Raw genomic sequence first — 17,872 nt, forward strand, 5'->3', positions numbered from 1 at the left:
CGCAACAATCCCCCAAAAAGACCCCATGATCCGCCTCGACAACGTCAGCAAGCAAGCCGGCCACCAGATCCTGTTCATCGAAGCGTCCGCCGCCCTCAACAAGGGCGAGAAGATCGGCCTCGTTGGCCCGAACGGTGCGGGCAAGACCACGCTATTCCGGATGATCGCCGGCGAGGAACTGCCCGACGAGGGGCAGGTCTCGACCGACCGCGGCATCACCATCGGCTATTTCAACCAGGACGTCGGCGAGATGGCCGGCCGCAGCGCCGTGGCCGAGGTCATGGACGGGGCGGGACCCGTGAGTGCGGTCGCGGCCGAGCTGCGCGAGCTCGAGACCGCGATGGCCGATCCCGACAAGGCCGACCAGATGGACGAGATCATCGCGCGTTACGGCGAGGTGCAGCACGCGTTCGAGGAGCTCGACGGCTATGCGCTCGACGGCCGTGCGCGCGAGGCGCTGTCCGGCCTCGGCTTCAGCCAGGAGATGATGGACGGCGACGTCGGCAAGCTCTCCGGCGGCTGGAAGATGCGCGTGGCGCTGGCGCGTATTCTCCTGATGCGCCCCGACGTCATGCTGCTCGACGAGCCGAGCAACCATCTCGATCTCGAAAGCCTGATCTGGCTGGAGAAGTTCTTGCACGACTACGAAGGCACGCTGCTGATGACCTCGCATGATCGCGAGTTCATCAACCGCGTGATCTCGAAAGTCGTCGAAATCGATTCCGGATCGCTCACCACCTACGCCGGCAATTACGAGTTCTACGAGCAGCAGCGGGCACTGAGCGAGAAGCAGCAGCAGGCGCAGTTCGAGCGCCAGCAGGCCATGCTCGCCAAGGAGATCAAGTTCATCGAGCGTTTCAAGGCGCGCGCATCTCATGCGGCACAGGTCCAGAGCCGGGTGAAGAAGCTCGACAAGATCGAGCGGGTCGAGCCGCCGCGCCGCCGCCAGACGGTGGCATTCGACTTTCCGCCGGCGCCGCGGTCGGGCGAGGACGTCGTGGCGCTCAAGAGGGTGTTCAAGGGCTACGGCAGCAAGCGCATCTATGACGGGCTCGATTTCATGATCCGCCGCCGAGAACGCTGGTGCGTGATGGGCGTCAACGGCGCCGGCAAATCGACGCTGCTCAAGCTCGTCGCCGGTGCGAGCGAGCCGGACGAGGGCACGGTCGCGGTCGGCGGCAGCGTCAAGATGGGCTATTTCGCCCAGCACGCGATGGATTTGCTCGATGGCGAGCAGACGGTGTTCGAGTCACTCGAATACGCGTTTCCGACCGCGGGGCAGGGCTCCCTGCGCGCGCTCGCCGGCTGCTTCGGCTTCTCCGGCGACGACGTCGAGAAGCGCTGCCGCGTGCTGTCAGGCGGCGAGAAGGCGCGCCTGGTGATGGCGAAGATGCTGTTCGACCCCCCGAACTTTCTGGTGCTGGACGAGCCGACCAACCATCTCGACCTTGCCACCAAGGAGATGCTGATCGCGGCGCTGTCGGATTTCGAGGGCACCATGCTGTTCGTCTCGCATGACCGGCATTTTCTCAGCGTCCTGTCGAACCGCGTGCTGGAGCTGACGCCCGAGGGCATCCACCAGTTCGGCGGCGGCTACACCGAATATGTCGCGCGCACGGGGCAGGAAGCGCCGGGGTTGCGGAGCTAGTTCTTGCTCTTGCCCTTGCCCGCGATCGTGGCGATTGCCTCGATCTCGTTGGTCCAGATCCCGCCGGAATAGCCTTGCGGGAGCCGGGCAATGAGCTCGGGCGTATCGATGCCGGTGGAGAACTCGCCTCGGCTGTAGGGACCGAGCACGAACACTGCGCTGTTCGCGCTCTCCATGCGCGCGAGGAAGCGGTCAGGCCAGCCCCATAGAAAGGGCGCGATATTGATCGGCACCAGCACCATCGCGTTCCGACAGGATGCCGGCACCAGGCCGGTCCAGCCGTAGCCGATATAGCCGATCAGGCAGCTTCGGATTGCCGCGCGCGAGATCGTGCGAACTTCCGGGGTAAGGCGACGCATCATGTCGATGGGCTCGTCGCCGCCATAAACCATGATCGTCCGGCGGCGCTCGGCCGGCAGCGCGTTCAACACCGTGGCAAGTTTCTCGCCTTCGTATGCGTCGCGGCTCTTCACGTTGATGAGCAGCTTCCTGTCAGGGAAGGCGGCGAACACTTCCGACAATTTCGGCATCATCCCGATGCCTTTGCCGCGAAACGGAAATGTCTTGCCGCCGTCGGCGGTGTAACCATAGCCGATGTCGAGCAGCTTCAGCCTCGCCATGCTTTGCTCGCGCGTCACGCCGTGGCCGTCGGTGCGGCAATCGAGCGTCCAGTCGTGGAAGACGGCAAACTCGCCGTCGGTGGTCGGGTGCACGTCGAGCTCGACCACATCCGCGCCGGCGTCGAAGCTTGCCCGCATCGAGCGAACAGTGTTCTCCAGATAGTCGTGTGTCGGCGGCAGCATTTGTGCGGCGGTGCAGGTGTCGTTCTTCACATCGCGCTCATCGAAGCGCTGCGCCATGCCGCGATGGGCAAGCAGCACTGGCTTGCCGTCACGACGAGGCGCCAGCAGACTCGTGTTGTTGACGTAGACGCCCGCGGCGACGGCGATCATGGCTGCCGTCGCGACTCTCAGTTTCGTGCCCACCGATTCTTCCCCCAATTCCGTGATCACCGTCGGCGGCGTTTGGGGTTGATTTGCGGCAATCGTCACGCAAGGGGACGGCTCAGCGCCTTCCGGCTTGAACGGTCCGATGCCGCCCGCTACGCTGGTTTAAAAGCTGGGGTGGAACGCACATGAAGCAGCTGCGGATCGGCGACATCACCATCGATGCGGTGATCGAGCGGGAGGGGCCGTGGCGGCGGCCGCAGGATTTTTTCCCGGCCTATGACGAGGGTGTGTTCAAGCACCATCTGCCGACGATGGAGCCGGAGGTGTTCGACGCCGCGCGAGGCATGATGGTGATCACCTATCAGACCTTCGTGGTGCGCACGCCGCGCTACACCATCCTGGTCGATACCTGCACCGGCGAGGACAAGGGCCATCCGCCGCCGTTCGATTTTCCGGGCAAGGCGCGCTGGCGCAACGAGCTGTTCGCGCTCGGCATCGGCTTCGAGCAGATCGATTACGTCTTCTGCACGCATCTTCATATCGACCATACCGGCTGGAATACGACCTTACGCGACGGCCGCTGGGTGCCGACTTTTCCGAATGCGAAATACGTCTTCCACAAGGGGGAATATGCGGCCTGGGAGGCCGAGCACGCCAAGGGCAGCAACCCGCCCGGCACCGTGTTTCGCGACAACTGCCTGCCGATCGTCGAGGGCGGACAGGCACTGCTGGTCGATGACGATTACGCGCTCGACGACACCGTCACGCTGACGCCGACGCCGGGGCATTCGCCCTGCCATTGCTGCGTGAACATCTTCTCGAAGGGCCAGCGCGCGGTGGTGGCCGGCGATCTCATGCATCACCAGATCCAGTGCCGCGAGCCGGACTGGTCGGCCAAGCCGGATTGGGATGCGAAGCAGTCGGCGGTGTCGCGGCGGAAGTTTTTTGCTTCCGTCGTCGACACCGACACGCTGATCCTGCCGATTCATTTCCCGGCGCCGACGGTCGGGCTGATCAAGCCGTTCGGCGCCGCCTTCGACTACCGTTTCAAGCGGGAGTAGGGCGACCGGACGGTCTAGTAAGTGAAGAACATCCGCTGGATTTCCTTGGTGTCGGTCGTCTTGGTTAGCGCCAGCATCAGCAGAATACGCGCCTTTTGAGGATTGAGCGTATCCGAGACGACGAAGCCGTGTTCGTCATCCTTGGCCTCGCCATTGCGTGCGACGATGCCGTTGCCGACACGGCTGCTGCGCACGATCACGACACCCTTCTTGCGGGCCTCGTCTAGGGCCGGTTCGACCGCGGGACGAGCCAGGCTGCCGTCTCCGACGCCGGCATGCACGATCCCCTTGGCCCCGGCGGCGACAAACGCGTCGATCGCGACCCGGTTCATGTTGGCGTAGCCGTAGACGATGTCGACTTGCGGCAGGACATCGAGGCTGGAGACGTCGAATTCAGAGTCCGCCGTGTGCCGCCGCGTCGATTGACGATAGAAGAACGGCTTGTTGCCCTGCATGTAGCCGAGAAAGCCGAGTTCAGGCGTGCGGAAGGTGTCTGCCGTCGAGGTGTTGTTCTTGGTCACATCGCGAGCCGCGTTGATCTGATCGTTGAGAGCAACGAGTACGCCCTTGCCGACGGCCTCGTCGCTGCCTGCGAGGATCACCGCATTGAAGAGGTTGATCGGCCCATCCGCGCTGATCGCCGTCGACGGCCGCATCGCGCCGACGACGACGACAGGTTTCTTGCTCTTGACGACGAGATCCAGAAAATAGCTGGTTTCCTCGATCGTATCGGTCCCGTGCGTGATCACAATGCCATCGACGTCGTCCTGCGCGAGCAGCGTGTTGACGCGCTTTGCGAGCTTGAGCCAGTAGTCATTGTTCATGTTCTCGCTGGCGATCTGGAAAACCTGCTCACCCTTGACGTTGGCCACCGTTTTCAGCTCGGGGACGGCGTTCAGGAGCGTCTCAATGCCCACGGTGGCGGCGGTGTAGCCGACCACGGTGGTGCTGCTCGCCCCGCTGCCGGCGATCGTGCCGCCGGTTGCGAGCACCATGACGTTGGGAAGTCCCGGGCCCCTCGCATGCGCGACGTCAAAACTGATGAGCAACGCGAAGAGCACGCTCATTATCGCCATCGTGTAATCACGCACTCGAAACTGCAACATCTCGACCACCCTTTGCTGGAAGATTCGTTGGTGCGCCCCTGTTCGCTCAGCGCTGCATGTTCCGCTAGCCGAGGCACTCTGTCTAGGGTGGCGACGATTTTGCTCTGCGCGCTCGGCGCATGCGAGAAGAGGCAAACGGTCTTTGCCTCTGTTATTCAGAGACAAAAACGTCGATGCCCGGGACAAGCCCGGGCATGACGAGTTTGTGGAACCGTTGCTCGCTAAATGAGCACCAAAGTCGCAGCGGTCAGGCGCCGACTTCGCACTTCTTCATAAAGCTGTTCTTGGCGGCGCCGGCGAGCGGCTTGCCCTCGGCGCTGACGGCCTTGGGCGCGCAGGCGTCGGCCTTGCACTTCTTCATGAACGAGGTCTTGGCGGCACCAGCCAGGGCCTTGCCGTCCTTGCCGACGGCCTTGCTTTCGCAGGTGTCCTCCGCGAAGGCCGAACCCGCCGCAAACGTGGCAACGATCGCAGCCAGGAAAATCCGCTTCATCATGATTGTCTCCCTAAACCAGAAATGGCGCGCGGATTGGAGCCGGGAATCGTGGCGCAATCAAGCTGGATGAGCGCCTGCCGTCCGGTCTTCCTGGCGATTTTTCGTGCGCGGGTGCGAAGGGGCCGACGGCCTGCTGCACTGCTCGCTGACCGGGACGGGCGATCCTGCTAGCTTCGGGCGAGTTTAGCCGAAGGGAGCATCGTGATGGAGACCCTGATTGCGAACATGCCGGATGCCGCTTCTGACCGGCATTCTCACCTGGTTCGGCCGCAAGAGATGGAATGGCAGAAGACGCGCTTTCCCGGCTGCGAGGCCAAGACGCTGCTGTTCGATCGCAGCAGCGGTCTGATGACGGCCTTGATGCGCTTTGCGCCGGGATCGGTGCTGCCCGATCACGAGCATGTCGGGGTCGAGCAGAGTTATGTCATCGAAGGCGCTCTCGTCGACAACGAGGGGCCGGCCAAGGGGATTGCCTGCAAGGCCGGCGAATTCATCTGGCGCGAGGCCGGCAGCCGGCATGCCGCCTGGTGCCCGGAAGGCGCCCTGATCCTGGCGATCTTCCAGGTGCCGAACAAGTTCTTCGAAGCCGACGGCCGCGTCGTCGATGCCGCCGGTCAGGATTGGGACCAGACGTGGGGGCACACCGACGCGCAAAGGGCGGGGAGATAGGCGGCTGTTCGCAGCTCAAACGCTGTCATCGATGCTTCTGACGAGCATGGTGACCTGAACGGCGATCAGCCGCCGCATCTCCTTGCCGGTCCTGGCGGTTTCGCGCAGCCCCCGCATGCCGAACACCAGGCATCGCGCCAGTACTTCCGGCTCGTCCGCTATTGCAGCGGCCTTCACCTGATCGCGGATGAGGTCGGCGACCAAAGACTGGAAGTTGTCGTAGACGTTTCGGACTGCCGGGAAACGGAGGTCGAACAGATCTGCTGAATCGGGATGCGCCTCGATCAGGTCGAAGCCATGGGATCCCCAGGATTTGCCGGCGTGGAGCAGCTTGGCATGGAGACCGTCGAGACGCGCGATCGCGGCCTTAATGTCGCGATGCTTCTGCTCGTCCATTCTCTGGATCACCGCCGCGAACACGGCATCCTTGTCGGGAAAGAGCAAATAGAGCGCCGGCCGCGACATGCCCGCCTTGGCGGCGATATCGCCCATCGTCGTACGGGCATGGCCGTAGCGGGAGAAGACCTCCGTCGCAGCCTCGATCGCGAGCTCCTCTTTCGAAATGCTGGAACGAGCCATGAGCCTCACCGGCGTCGGAATTGAACCTCCGTCATATTGACAAAAGAACAAGAATTGTCAATTTGGAAGTGGCACGAAGCCATGAGAGGGTCTGCGAGATGAACGATGAAGCGCGACTGAAGACCTGGAACACCTATCAGGCGGCGTGGGGACCCGTCGACGAGGACGAGCGGCGTCGGCTGCTCGAGCAAAGCGTCGCCGCGGACTGCGTGTATACCGATCCGGGCTCTCAGATTGAGGGACGCGACGCCTTGATGGCGCGCATCGGTCAAACCCAGCTCAAGTTTCCTGGCGCGCATTTCAGGAATGACAGCTTCCTCGAACACCACGACCAGGGGCTTTTTCGCTGGACTATGTATGATGGCGCCGGTCGCGTGTTCGTCACGGGTGAGAGTTTCGGCCGCTTCGGCGGCGACGGCCGGCTCGTTCAGGCGACGGGCTTCTTCGAGGTGCCCGCTGCCAAGGCCTGAACGCCGGCCGGCGTGGCGGCCGATCCTGCCGCTCCCGATATCGCCCTCAGGCGCCGCGCGCGAGAAGCGCCTTGAAGTCCGCGCGTGCGCGCTGCGCTTCCGCGCGCGCCACCTCGGAGGCATCGCCGAGGCCGAAATAGCCGTGGATCAGGCCGGGGCCTTCATGGTGCTTTACCGGCACACCGGCGGCTTCCAGCGCGTGCGCATAGGCTGTGCCCTCGTCGCGCAGGGGATCGAACCAGGCGGTGGTGACGATCGCGGGCGCGACGCCGGCAAGCGAATTCGCGCGCAGCGGCGAGACGCGCCAGTCGGTGGCGTGCGAGGGATCTGCGAGATAATGACCGCAAAACCACTCCATCACGGCTCGTGAGAGGAAGTAGCCTTCGGCATTCTCTGCGCGCGAGGGAAAGCGTGCGTTCTCGCGCGCGTCCGCATAACTGCCGAGGACGTCGGTCACGGGGTAGACCAGGAGTTGCGCAGCGAGCTTGATGCCGGCGTCGCGACAGGCGATCGCAGTGGTGGCGGCGAGATTGCCGCCGGCGCTGTCGCCGGCAACACCGAGGCGTTTTGCATCGCCGCCAAATTCCGCGACGCGGCCAAACACGTCGCTGACCGCGGCAAAGGCGTCCTCGAACGCGCCGGGAAAGCGCGTTTCGGGCGGGCGGCGATAGTCGACGGAGACGACGACGGCGCCGGTCTCGATCGCAAGGTTGCGGGCCTGCCGGTCGTGGGTCTCGAGGTCGCCAGCGACCCAGCCGCCGCCATGGAAGAACACCACGGTCGGCGCCGACATGGTGCCGACCCGGTAGACACGTGCATCGAGCGGTCCGGCGCCGCCTTTCACCTTGATATCCGCGACAGTGTCGACGGGTGGCGGCGGTATGGCCGCGCGCGAGGCAGCCAGTGCGCGCAAGGAATCGCGGGCGCTCTGTGGCGTCATCGTGGTGGCATCGCGCATCGGCAGCAGCGGAATGATCTGGGCGATGACGGGATCGAGCGGTGCGGCCATGTTGGCGGATCCTCGCAGGGTTGTTGGTCTTGCTTGCGGGTTAGCATAGATATGGCGCGCCGCATCGGCAACCGCTCGCATGTGGCAATGTCAGGGAATGAACGGGCAGGGAGGTCTTGAGGTGGAATTCGAAACGCTGGTCCAGTCGCGCCGCAGCGTGCGCGGCTTCAGGAACGAGCCGGTGCCGCGCGCGGTGATCGAGGCGATCATCGACAGCGCCAAGCGTGCGCCGTCATCGATGAACACCCAGCCCTGGCATGTCCACGTGCTCACAGGCAGTCCGCTGGAACAGCTGCGCCGACGCAACATGGAGGAAATGGTTGGCGGCGCCAAGGTCAAGCGCGACATCGTCAGCCACGGCGAGTACCAGGGTGTGCACCGGACGCGGCAGGTCGACGTCGCCAAGAAACTGTTCGGCGCGATGGGGATCGCGCGCGACGACAAGCCGATGCGCCAGGACTGGGTGCTGCGCGGCTTCCGCCAGTTCGACGCGCCGGTCTCGCTGGTCTTGACCTATGACCGCGTGCTCGATCCCGGCGCGGTCTGCCATTTCGACCTGGGCGCGCTCTGCTACGGCATCGTGCTCGCGGCCTGGGACCGCGGGCTCGGTTCGGTGATCAACGGGCAGGGCATCATGCGCTCCGACATCGTGCGCGAGGTCGCAAACATTCCGGAGGACGAGGTGATCATGACCTGCGTCGCGATGGGCTATCCCGACGACAACTTTGCCGCGAACGCCGTTCGCTCCGATCGCGAGGGCAACGACGATTTCGTGCGCTACGTCGGATTCGCCGAGTAGCGCAGGCAGAGGAGATTATTCTCTCGCCGAATTTTTTTGGTGCGGACCGTGTGGCGGCCTCTTGCAATCTCGATCGTGCAGGAGGAACAATGTACGGACTGAAAGGTTTGATGCTGGCGCGAGGGAATTGACATGCGGCGGCTCGCTAGCCTGGTTCGACGGTTCTTCGGCCCGCGAGTGCGGCGTCCGATCGATGATGATCCAAGTCTTCCTTTCACACCCGAAGAGTTCGGCCGGCTGATCCGGAGCGGCCGGCACGAGGACATGAAGCTGCTGGCCGAAGGGCTCGCGTGCCGGACCGTTCCGCGCCGCACCAGACATCGCGCCGCGCACTAGACCGGGGTCGAGACGGGTTGCTGCGCTCATCTCGTGAGCGCGACCTGTCTGAACGCGGTCAGCAGTGCCTTTTCCAGCTTTCCACTCATTCCGCAGAGAATGTTATAAGCCTCTGCCCGCGGTATCGTCGGCTTGTAGTGCCGGTGCTCGATCAGGGCAGCGAAGATGTCCGCGATCGTCAGGATGCGCACGACATCACCGATGTTCCCGGCGCAAAGCGCATCCGGGTAGCCGCTGCCGTCGAGAAATTCGTGATGATGCCGCACGGCATCAAGGATCTCCGGCGAGATATTGTCGTGGTCTTTCAGAAAATCGTAGCCCGCCACCGGGTGCGTCTCGATTATGGCACGTTCCTCCGGATCGAGACGGCCGGGCTTGTCGAGGATGGCAAGCGGAATCCGGGCCTTGCCGATGTCGTGGAACATGGCCGCCGTGTATAGCCGCTCCAGATCTGGCCTGCCGACGCCAAGGCTCAGGCCGAAGTCGATGGCGACGCCGGTGACGAGGAGGCAATGCTGATAGGTCCCCTCGTGATGGCGCCGCACCGTGGTGAGCCACTCCGACAAGCCATGCTGGGTGATGCGATCGGCGATCTGGCGGCCGGCTTCCTTCGTGCCGTCGACGTCGACAGGCTCGCCGAGCGTGACGGCCGTGAACATCGACGCGATGGCGATCGCCGCGGTCTCGACGGCGTTGTCCGGCTGCGGCGCGTGACCTGAGGAACCAGACGCCTCTTCGGCGGGATGAGCCAGCGCTGCCAGGAGCTTGATCTTGTCGATCGTCCCGGGAAGGACGAGCGTGGCTCCGAGCGCGTACGCCTGCGAGATACTCATGTGAGAGGAGTGCTCGACCAGGAAGATGCGTTTCGTTGCCTTCGCGAGCTTTGCGGCTCGTTTCTTGATGGCCGCAATGGTGCGGACGTCACGCAATTCCGCACGGATCACGATCGCGAACGGCACCTCGGACAGCTTGGCTTCCGCGTCGAGCCGTTCGCCTGCGACGGCAAACTGCTGCTCGAGAATCGAACAGACGCTCGACAATTTGTCCGAGGAATCAGCCAGCACATGCACGAACGGGCGTGCCGCTTCCTTCTGTCGGATGCCGCCGTCGCCTTTGACGGGGCGGGATATAATTCGCGCGTTCTGCACGGTTGACCTGAATCATGCTGGAGTTAACTGGGGCTGATGAATCCTTGAGGCTATTTGCTCTGAGCGGCAGTCTGCGCGGCGGCTGCCGGTTTCCTCTTTCCGTCTGCGGTGACGAAGTGCACGCCGGCGGTGGTGCCGTCGATCCAGACCAATTCGCAGCGCCGGTAGGCGAGCCCCGTCGACGATAGCAGCAGGAAGAATTCCTTTGCCCGCAGCACGTCGAGCGTGCCCTCAACTTCGATCTTCGCACCGCTTTGCGATATGTCGAGCAGAACGCAACTGCGCCGCCACGTGCCGTCCGAGCCCATCAGATTGACCGGCTGCTTGTGATCCATTTTTACGCGCTGCGCTTTGCGACCGTCGAACTTCATCGGTTAACCACCATCTTCGAGCCGCGATCTACCGGATCGCGCGTGTTGGCGCTTGCTGCTATTTCTCCCCATCGCACTGCCCATTGGCTGGTGGACAGAAGCAGCGTCTCGAAGATGCGTTGCGCGCGCTCGCGCTCGGCAAAAGAGAGCCTTTTCCCGCCGCGGTTGCTCAGGATGGTAAGGGTGGTCTGCCAGTTCAGCCGCGATGCCCGGCACGCCATGACCAGCCCTTCGCAATCGTCGTCGCTCACGACACGCTCGATGATCTCGAGCGGCGCCCCTGAAAGCACCGACAGCGCCGTGAACAAATTAGCCGTTTCGCCGCGGATCGCAAAACGGTTCACCGTGGAATCGTTGAGCTTGCCGATGCGGTTGAGGACGACGATCTCCGGCCTCGCGCTTGCGTAGTCGGCCCTGCAAGGCCGCTTTGGCGGAGCCGGCTCCGCTTCCGGCACCGGCGCCGCGGCGGGCGGGTTGGGTGTGGCCGGTGCCTTCCGGGCTGGTGGGGCGGAGAGCAGCTTGCGTACGACCAGGTCGGGCGTGCCGGGCCGGAGCACCAGCGCCTTCGCGATCTCGCCGTCCTGGTCAGCCTTGGCAATCAGCGCCGCATAGGCTGCGTCGGAGAATTTCGTTCCCGGGTTCTTGATCAGGGCAAGGCAGATCGGGCCGCCGTGCTTGATCAACGCCTCGGCCACGGCCGGCGCGATCTCGCTGCGGGCGGCGATTGCGCGTCGATGCCGCTCGCCACGGGAGTCAATGACAGCCTCGAGGTCTGCCGCGGAGAGTGCCTGCGATTTGAGCAACACCGGACACGCCACGTCGGGATCGTCGTGTGAGGCCAGACGCCACAATGTTTCGGGAGGCGCAACGTCAAGCTCAGCCAGTGCCGTGCTGAGCTGAACCAGCGCGCTGGCATCGACCCGTTCCGTCAAGCGCAGCAGAACACCGTCGACCACGTTGACGAGCAATTCCCGGCACTGGTCGTGGCTGCCAATGAGCAGCTGCACCATGCCGGAGAGAATGCGGTCGCAACGCTCCGCCGGGCACGCTGCGACCGCCTCTTCCAATTCAGCGAGAATATCAGCAGGCGAATTTGCCATCATGGCAGGGGCCTGACTCAAAATTGATTTTGACTATCGAACAGTGCTCATTCCGCCCGACAGACGTTAATTTGAAATGTTGCTTTCGATCGTTTGGGTATTGGTGCACCGCTGACACGGCAGGAAACGCTATCGAAAATTGGCGAGATTTGATGCGCCGGGTTGTATTTGGACTTCAACGCTCGCCAACTGGTCGGCATAGTTCGAAGTGATTCTTTCAGACTGAGGGGACACCGGAACGGGGAAGTTGGGCCGGCATCGTCGCCGGACGCGCGCGTGTTGCGACGCGAAGTTTCACATTGCCATGAACAGAACTGATGATGCGCCGACGCTGGCGCCAAAGGTATTTCGTTTCTCTGACGTCGATGAATTTCGAAATGCCATACGGGGCCTGAACTTCGAGTTCACGCCTTTCGTACGGAGGATTTCGGCCGAGCAGACCATTCTGTCGCTGCCCGGCTGCGACGTGAATTTGACGCGGGCATTTCCGCGGGTCGTCGACGCACAGCTCGTCGAGAATTGCACCGCGATCGGATTCACGATGGACGATTTGGACGTGTCCGTTCGATTCAACGGCACGCGGCGCACACGACCCGTCATCGTCATCGGCAGCGGCGGCGCGGCCTACACCACCGTCGAGGAGGTTCAGCGGGAAATCGCCTCGGTGGTGTTCAGGCCGGAGGTGACGGATCGCGGCTGGCCACAAGCAGCCCTCTGCTTCAAGATCTTCGAAACGACCGCCGCGGGCTTGAACCGGCTCCGCGTTGTGGTTCGGGAGGTGTTGACAGCCGCGTCGGAGCCGGTCGACGCGCCCGACGTGCCGCTGAAGGCGGCCGCCATGAAGGAGACCCTGCTCGGCGCCGTGGACGTAATTTTCCAAAATATGGGTCCCGCGCGATGGACCCTGCATCCCAATGACGAGCGGAACTTCAAGGTCTTCCAGGACATCCGCGCGCTGCTTTCCGACGACCTCTCTCAGCCCATCTACAGCGACGAGATCGCGCGCAAGCTTGGCCTGCCGGTTCGCACCATGCACGACGTCGTCCGCCGCTATCGCGGCATGAGCCTGCACCGCTATCTACGTCTGCGGCGGCTGTGGCTGGTGCGCCAGCGGCTGCTCGCCGGTGCCGACAGCGTCAAGGCCGTCGCGCTGGCGTTCGGGTTCTGGCATTTCGGCGACTTCTCCAGAAGCTATCGCGATCAGTTCGGCGAGACACCGTCGCAAACGCTCGAGCACGGGCGGCGAACCTAGCGCGTCAAAACGTTGAGGCCGGCTTGCTGATCCGTGCTATACTACCGCCCATGAGCAATCGCATCCTCGTCCTCTACGGTTCCTACCGTTCCGACCGCATGGGCATCCGCCTTGCGAATTTCGTCATCGATCGCCTGCGCGCCCGCGGCGACGACGCCGTGTTCATCGATGCCAAGGCGATCGGCCTGCCGATGCTTGATCGCATGTACAAGGAATATCCCAAGGGCTCCGCACCCGAGGCGCTGGAGAAGCTGGCCGGAGAGATCCGCGGCGCGGACGGTTTCGTCTTCGTCACTGGCGAATACAATTGGGGCATCCAGCCGGGCCTGAAAAATCTCACCGACCACTTCCTCGAGGAGTGGTTCTGGCGTCCGGCCGCGATCGTGAGCTATTCGGCCGGCCGCCTGTCCGGCGCGCGTGCCTCGACCGCCTGGCATGGCACGTTGTCGGAGATGGGCATGGTGGTGGTGTCGAGCACCATCGGCGTCGGCCCGATCGCACAGACGCTGTCGGAAGCTGGCGAACCGATCGGCGAGGGCGGCAAAGCGCTCGAACGTTCATTCCCGCGCTTCGCCGACGATCTCGCTTGGTGGATCGAGGCCGCCAAGGCGCAGCGGGCGCGCAAGGCACCGCCTTACTGACGGTCTCGGACTACGAAGCTGCGCGTTTGCCGCGCTTACGCGGCCCTGACCTCACCGAGGAAACGGTCGAACTGTCCGGCGAGATCGCGTGACTGGGTCGAGAGCTGCTCGGCCGCGCCCAGCACCTCCCTCGCGGCCGTGCCGGTATGGTCCGCGGCGCGCTGCACGCCTGAGATGTTGGTGTTGACCTCCTGGGTACCGCGCGCGGCCTCCTGGACGCTGCGGGCGATCTCCTTGGTCGCCGAGCCCTGCTCCTCGATCGCGGCCGCAATGGCGGTGCCGATCTGGTCGATCTCGCCGATCACGTCGGCGACGTTGCGGATTGCGGTCACGGTCTCGTCGCTCGCGGCCTGGATCGCCGAAATCTGCTCGGAGATTTCGGTGGTGGCCTTGGCGGTCTGGCCCGCCAGCGATTTCACTTCGGCAGCAACCACCGCGAAACCGCGGCCGGCGTCGCCGGCGCGGGCGGCCTCGATGGTCGCGTTGAGCGCCAGCAAATTGGTCTGCTCGGCGATGCTCTGGATCAGCGTGACGACGTCGCCGATCTTCTGTGCGCCCTCGGCCAGCGCTCGGGCGGTGTCGCCGGTGCGGCGGGCGTTGTCGACGGCGCGGGCCGCGATCTCGGTAGACTGGGCCACTTGACGGCCGATCTCCGAGATCGAAGAGGTCAGCTCTTCGGTGGCGCTCGCGACGGTCTGGACGTTGCTCGATGTCTGCTGTGAGGCGGCGGCAACGACCGCGGCCTGGCTGTTGGTCTGGGCCGCCGTCGAGGTCATCGACTGCGCCGTGCTTTCCATGGTGGATGACGCGCGGGACAGTCCGCCGACGAGCTCGGTGACCTTGGCTTCGAACGCGCGGGTGATCCCGTCGAGCGCCTGTGCGCGGCGCATCTTGCCGTCGTTCTCGGCCTGCTTCTCCGCCGCAAGGCTGTCGGCCCGGATCATGTTGTCCTTGAACACCCGGACGGCCGCGGCCATGGCACCGATTTCATCGGAACGCTCGGCGCCGGGAATCTCTTCCGCAACCTCGCCATCGGCAAGCCGCGACATCCGGGTCGTCAGGTTGACGATCGGGGCGCAGACGCGGCGGCGGACCGTGACGATGAGGCCGGCGCTGGCGATCAGCACGGCGAGGAGGCCCGCGAGTGCGATGGTGAAGCTGGTATGGGCGGCCGTGGATGCACCGGCGAGAATCTGCTCCGCGTTGTCGTAGAAGGCATCGCGGACGTCGATGATGGTGCTGAGGCCGCGCTGCGTGGCGGTGTAATAGGTGTCCATGTCGTGTTCGTACTTGCCGCTGACCGCACCCTCCTTCACCAGCTTGAGCTCGCGGCCGAACTCGTCGATATAGATCGCGTTGAATTTCTCCAGTGCGGCGGCAACGTTCGCCGGCGTTGCGGGATTGCCGCGCAACTCCAGCAGCGACATCACGATCTGGTCGTTGCGGCCCTGCGAGCGGCTGATCTCGGCCTTCTCGGTATCGGTCGCCGGCTTTTTGCCCCCGACGAGATTCTTGTGCAGGCTGGAGTTGAAGCCGCCCACGTCGCGCAATGTCATGGCGATGTTGGCGTAGCTGGCCTGCCGGTAGGCATCGCCGTTGAGGATCGCCATGCGGCGGACCTGCTCGTTGAGCAGCGCGGTCACGCCGGCGTTGAGCACGGCGTTGTCGGCGACGATCTTCTTGGCCGCGTCCTTGCGCGCCTCCGGCGGGCCCGACATCGCCTTGTCGATGGCCTCGCGCAGCGCGGTGAACTTCGAATTGACGGCGTCGATGTTGCCGCCGGTGGTGTTGCCGTCGTCGAACGGGCCGGGCAGGTCCTTGCGCAGCGCGTTCATCCTGTCGCGGGCGGCATCGGTCTGCTTGCGCAGCTTGTCCTGCTCGGCAAGCAGCGCCGGGTCGACGGCGGGAGGGCCATAGAGGATGTTGGTGGAAAAGCCGCGCTCGGGATTGAGGTAGCGTGGGATGTCGCTGACGGCGCGAACGATCGCCAGCCGCCCCTGGGCCTCGGTGATCCGCTCCATGGTCTGGTATTTCGTCACGGCGACGTAGACGGCGAGGCCGCCGCCCACTGTCGAGAGCGAGACGATGGCGGTGGTCAGGAGCGTACCGATTTTCATGATTCTGTCCGGCAACTGGCGCGGGAAATTATTTGCACGGACAATAAGCAGGCGATGTTAATCCCGGGTTTACGCTGGTGGCCGCGGGCAGCCGCGCGCTGAGTCTGTCCGTCTAGGCGTAGGTCGCGCTTACGGTTCCGAGCGGACCGAAATCGGCGACGTAAGTCTCGCCCCGCTTCGGCCGCAGCATGCCCGTCAGCGTGCCGGTGGAGATGGTCTGGCCGGCCTTGAGGCCGATGCCGGTTCGTGACAGCTCATTGGCGAGCCAGGCGAGCGGCACCAGCGGATGATCGATCGCCTCTGCAGCGCTGCCGCGGCGCCTCTCGGCGTCGTTGCAGTTCAGGACGACCTCCTGATTGGCAATGTCGCCTTTGCGCCAGTCCGCGATGGGCTCTCCAAGCACGATCGTTCCCGATCCGGAGCCGTCGGCCATGATTGCGGGCATCGGGGGAAACGCCGCGTCGTGGACGAAGCGGCATTCCGCGAGCTCGATGCCGGGATGCAGCGAAGCGACCGCATCGCCGACCTCTTCCACCGTATAGGGCTTCGCGCGCGGCGGCAGGTCGGCGCCGAGCCGGGCCTGGTACTCGACCTCCGGAATCGGACTGCATTGTTTGACGTGTTCCACGCTCGCGGGCGAGGTCTTGATCAGTGGCGCGAACACCCGCCCATAGATCGGCGTGGAAATGCCAAGCTGGCGCTGGAGCCCGGGCTTCATGCCGGCGATCTTCCAGCCGACGACGTCCCAGCCCAATTCTTCTTCCACCATCTGCGCGATGCGGTACGCCGTGTCGGCATCCGGCGGCACCAGCCGCTGCTCGAGGCCGCTTTGCTGCCGGCCCTCGCGGCGCAAATCGGCGAGATGGCGGGCGAGTTCGCGTTGTCGGGAGAGATCCATCGGTGCGTCTCCATTCTATCCTGGTGTGCGGGCGAGGGCGGAGGACAGGACCGTCTCCAGCTCCTCTTGCACCTGATCGAGCGCGTCGGCGCTGCGATTTGCACGGCACATTGCGACCGTGCCTTCGATCGAGGCGACGACCAGCGTTGCAAGCCGCTCCGCGCGTTCGGCGGCCACTCCCTCGCGCAGGAGGGCTGAGCGCATGATCTGTCGCCAATCGGCGAACACGCCGTCGGCAAGATCGAGCAGGTGCTGCTGCGCCGTCTCGTCGTCCCTGTCGGAGGCTTCTCCGACATAGCGGTCGACGGCGACCGCGAGCACGGGGCAGCCGGCCTCGAAGCCGGTCGCTTCCAGCTGGCGGCGCCACGATGCGACGAAAGCTCGCAAGCCACCGATCACGCCGCGTTCGTTCATGGCCCTCTCCAGGGGAATGGACACCTGCTTGCCGGCAAAGGTTACGGCCTCGGCGATCATCTGCTGCTTGCCGCCGGGGAAGTGGTGACTGATCGAGCCGCGTGGCGTCGCCGTATGGCGGACGACGTCGCGCATGCTGGTGGCGTTGACGCCGCGCCGGCTCATCAGGTCGGCGGCGCCGGCGATCATCTTGTCGCGCGTGGTGGTCATCGGAACTTCCGCAGTTGGCTGTGCTTTATCTAAACTATGACGATTGACATAGGCAAGCGGCACTGCGATATGACGTGCGTCATAGTCGCAGAAAGGAATAGGTTGACCATCATCACCGTGACCGCACCTGCCGGCCGGCTCGGACTGGCGCAGCGCCGCTGCCTCGCCGAAAGCCTGACCGACGCCGTGCTCTCGCCCGAGATCGGCCAGCATGCGCCGGCGGCGCGAATGGGCTTTCAGGTGCATTTCCATGACCTGCCAGCCGACTGCATGGCGATTGGCGGCCGGCTCCTGTCGGACCAGGAAACGCCGCGCGACGTGATGACCGTCAATATCGCGGTGATGAACGCAGCCTGGCCTGCCGAGGTGCGAGCGGAGGTGATCCGCAATGTGCTGGCGCGGCTTGCGGAGGCCTGCGGCATGCAGGCGCCTGCGCCAACCTGGTGGGTCAATTTCGAGATCATCGAGGAGGGAAGCTGGGGATCGCGCGGCGGCGTGCTCTCGATCCTCCAACTCCTGGATTCCGGTGTGTTCACGCCGCAGCGGATCGAGGCTATCCGCGCGGCAATTCAGCCGCCGGCCTGATTTGCCCACCGAC

19 protein-coding genes are annotated in these 17,872 nt (G+C 64.3%); 8 read left to right on the forward strand and 11 right to left on the reverse strand.

Features of this window, described 5'->3' with window-relative positions; translation table 11 throughout:
- Positions 1–25: 25 nt before the first annotated feature.
- A complete protein-coding gene (locus IVB48_RS39210) occupies positions 26–1,648 on the forward strand; it encodes an ABC-F family ATP-binding cassette domain-containing protein (RefSeq protein WP_027569745.1) in 1,623 nt (540 codons plus the stop codon).
- Here IVB48_RS39210 and IVB48_RS39215 read toward each other — a convergent pair.
- The gene (locus IVB48_RS39215) at positions 1,645–2,601 is read right to left on the reverse strand and encodes a glycerophosphodiester phosphodiesterase family protein (RefSeq protein ID WP_247408824.1); all 957 of its coding nucleotides are present in this window, start codon (positions 2,599–2,601) and stop codon (positions 1,645–1,647) included. The two genes, IVB48_RS39210 and IVB48_RS39215, sit on opposite strands and share 4 nt — an antisense overlap.
- Positions 2,602–2,783: 182 nt before the next feature.
- On the opposite strand from IVB48_RS39215, the gene IVB48_RS39220 reads away from it, so the two are divergent.
- Entirely contained in the window at positions 2,784–3,659 is an 876-nt protein-coding gene (locus tag IVB48_RS39220; RefSeq protein ID WP_247408508.1) for an MBL fold metallo-hydrolase, read from the forward strand.
- A gap of 14 nt (positions 3,660–3,673) precedes the next feature.
- Here IVB48_RS39220 and IVB48_RS39225 read toward each other — a convergent pair whose 3' ends face one another.
- Together IVB48_RS39225 and IVB48_RS39230 are read right to left on the reverse strand one after the other, a co-directional pair.
- The gene (locus IVB48_RS39225) at positions 3,674–4,930 is read right to left on the reverse strand and encodes a type II asparaginase (RefSeq protein ID WP_276576839.1); all 1,257 of its coding nucleotides are present in this window, start codon (positions 4,928–4,930) and stop codon (positions 3,674–3,676) included.
- Positions 4,931–5,012: 82 nt separating this feature from the next.
- A complete protein-coding gene (locus IVB48_RS39230) occupies positions 5,013–5,261 on the reverse strand; it encodes a hypothetical protein (RefSeq protein WP_035962662.1) in 249 nt (82 codons plus the stop codon).
- Between the two features lie 204 nt (positions 5,262–5,465).
- On the opposite strand from IVB48_RS39230, the gene IVB48_RS39235 reads away from it, so the two are divergent.
- A complete protein-coding gene (locus IVB48_RS39235) occupies positions 5,466–5,930 on the forward strand; it encodes a cupin domain-containing protein (RefSeq protein WP_247408510.1) in 465 nt (154 codons plus the stop codon).
- Positions 5,931–5,945: 15 nt separating this feature from the next.
- Here the strand turns inward: IVB48_RS39235 and IVB48_RS39240 are convergent, their stop codons facing one another.
- Positions 5,946–6,509, reverse strand: a complete 564-nt coding sequence (locus tag IVB48_RS39240) for a TetR/AcrR family transcriptional regulator (protein WP_247408512.1) — start codon at positions 6,507–6,509, stop codon at positions 5,946–5,948.
- A 98-nt stretch (positions 6,510–6,607) separates the two neighbouring features.
- Between IVB48_RS39240 and IVB48_RS39245 the strand changes: the two genes are divergently transcribed.
- Entirely contained in the window at positions 6,608–6,979 is a 372-nt protein-coding gene (locus IVB48_RS39245) for a nuclear transport factor 2 family protein (protein ID WP_247408515.1), read from the forward strand.
- 46 nt (positions 6,980–7,025) lie between these two features.
- On the opposite strand, the gene IVB48_RS39250 is transcribed toward IVB48_RS39245, so the two are convergent.
- Positions 7,026–7,988, reverse strand: a complete 963-nt coding sequence (locus IVB48_RS39250) for an alpha/beta hydrolase (protein ID WP_247408517.1) — start codon at positions 7,986–7,988, stop codon at positions 7,026–7,028.
- A gap of 121 nt (positions 7,989–8,109) precedes the next feature.
- Here IVB48_RS39250 and IVB48_RS39255 point away from each other — a divergent pair, with 121 nt between their 5' ends.
- A complete protein-coding gene (locus IVB48_RS39255; RefSeq protein ID WP_247408519.1) occupies positions 8,110–8,787 on the forward strand; it encodes a nitroreductase in 678 nt (225 codons plus the stop codon).
- A gap of 362 nt (positions 8,788–9,149) precedes the next feature.
- On the opposite strand, the gene IVB48_RS39260 is transcribed toward IVB48_RS39255, so the two are convergent.
- The 3 genes from IVB48_RS39260 to IVB48_RS39270 are packed head-to-tail and all read right to left on the reverse strand — an operon-like array spanning position 9,150 to position 11,745.
- Positions 9,150–10,271 (reverse strand): HD domain-containing phosphohydrolase, encoded by a 1,122-nt coding sequence (locus tag IVB48_RS39260; RefSeq protein ID WP_247408521.1) that lies wholly within the window; start codon positions 10,269–10,271, stop codon positions 9,150–9,152.
- 50 nt (positions 10,272–10,321) lie between these two features.
- The gene (locus IVB48_RS39265; RefSeq protein ID WP_007591767.1) at positions 10,322–10,642 is read right to left on the reverse strand and encodes a PilZ domain-containing protein; all 321 of its coding nucleotides are present in this window, start codon (positions 10,640–10,642) and stop codon (positions 10,322–10,324) included.
- Entirely contained in the window at positions 10,639–11,745 is a 1,107-nt protein-coding gene (locus tag IVB48_RS39270) for a DUF2336 domain-containing protein (protein WP_247408523.1), read from the reverse strand. Before IVB48_RS39270 ends, IVB48_RS39265 begins: the two co-directional genes overlap by 4 nt.
- Before the next feature lie 301 nt (positions 11,746–12,046).
- Between IVB48_RS39270 and IVB48_RS39275 the strand changes: the two genes are divergently transcribed.
- Positions 12,047–12,994, forward strand: coding sequence for a helix-turn-helix domain-containing protein (locus IVB48_RS39275; RefSeq protein WP_247408525.1), 948 nt, complete (start codon positions 12,047–12,049; stop codon positions 12,992–12,994).
- Between the two features lie 50 nt (positions 12,995–13,044).
- A complete protein-coding gene (locus IVB48_RS39280) occupies positions 13,045–13,635 on the forward strand; it encodes an NADPH-dependent FMN reductase (protein WP_247408527.1) in 591 nt (196 codons plus the stop codon).
- A 35-nt stretch (positions 13,636–13,670) separates the two neighbouring features.
- Here the strand turns inward: IVB48_RS39280 and IVB48_RS39285 are convergent, their stop codons facing one another.
- The 3 genes from IVB48_RS39285 to IVB48_RS39295 form a co-directional block, all read right to left on the reverse strand.
- Positions 13,671–15,752, reverse strand: coding sequence for a methyl-accepting chemotaxis protein (locus IVB48_RS39285; RefSeq protein WP_247361354.1), 2,082 nt, complete (start codon positions 15,750–15,752; stop codon positions 13,671–13,673).
- A 112-nt stretch (positions 15,753–15,864) separates the two neighbouring features.
- On the reverse strand, positions 15,865–16,650 hold the full coding sequence (locus tag IVB48_RS39290) for a fumarylacetoacetate hydrolase family protein (protein ID WP_247408528.1): 786 nt from the start codon (positions 16,648–16,650) through the stop codon (positions 15,865–15,867).
- A gap of 15 nt (positions 16,651–16,665) precedes the next feature.
- Positions 16,666–17,274 (reverse strand): helix-turn-helix domain-containing protein, encoded by a 609-nt coding sequence (locus IVB48_RS39295; protein WP_027569760.1) that lies wholly within the window; start codon positions 17,272–17,274, stop codon positions 16,666–16,668.
- Positions 17,275–17,376: 102 nt separating this feature from the next.
- Here IVB48_RS39295 and IVB48_RS39300 point away from each other — a divergent pair, with 102 nt between their 5' ends.
- A complete protein-coding gene (locus IVB48_RS39300) occupies positions 17,377–17,859 on the forward strand; it encodes a hypothetical protein (protein WP_027569761.1) in 483 nt (160 codons plus the stop codon).
- Positions 17,860–17,872 lie beyond the last annotated feature (13 nt).

Source organism: Bradyrhizobium sp. 76 (assembly GCF_023073025.1).
In the GTDB taxonomy this organism is placed as follows: domain Bacteria; phylum Pseudomonadota; class Alphaproteobacteria; order Rhizobiales; family Xanthobacteraceae; genus Bradyrhizobium.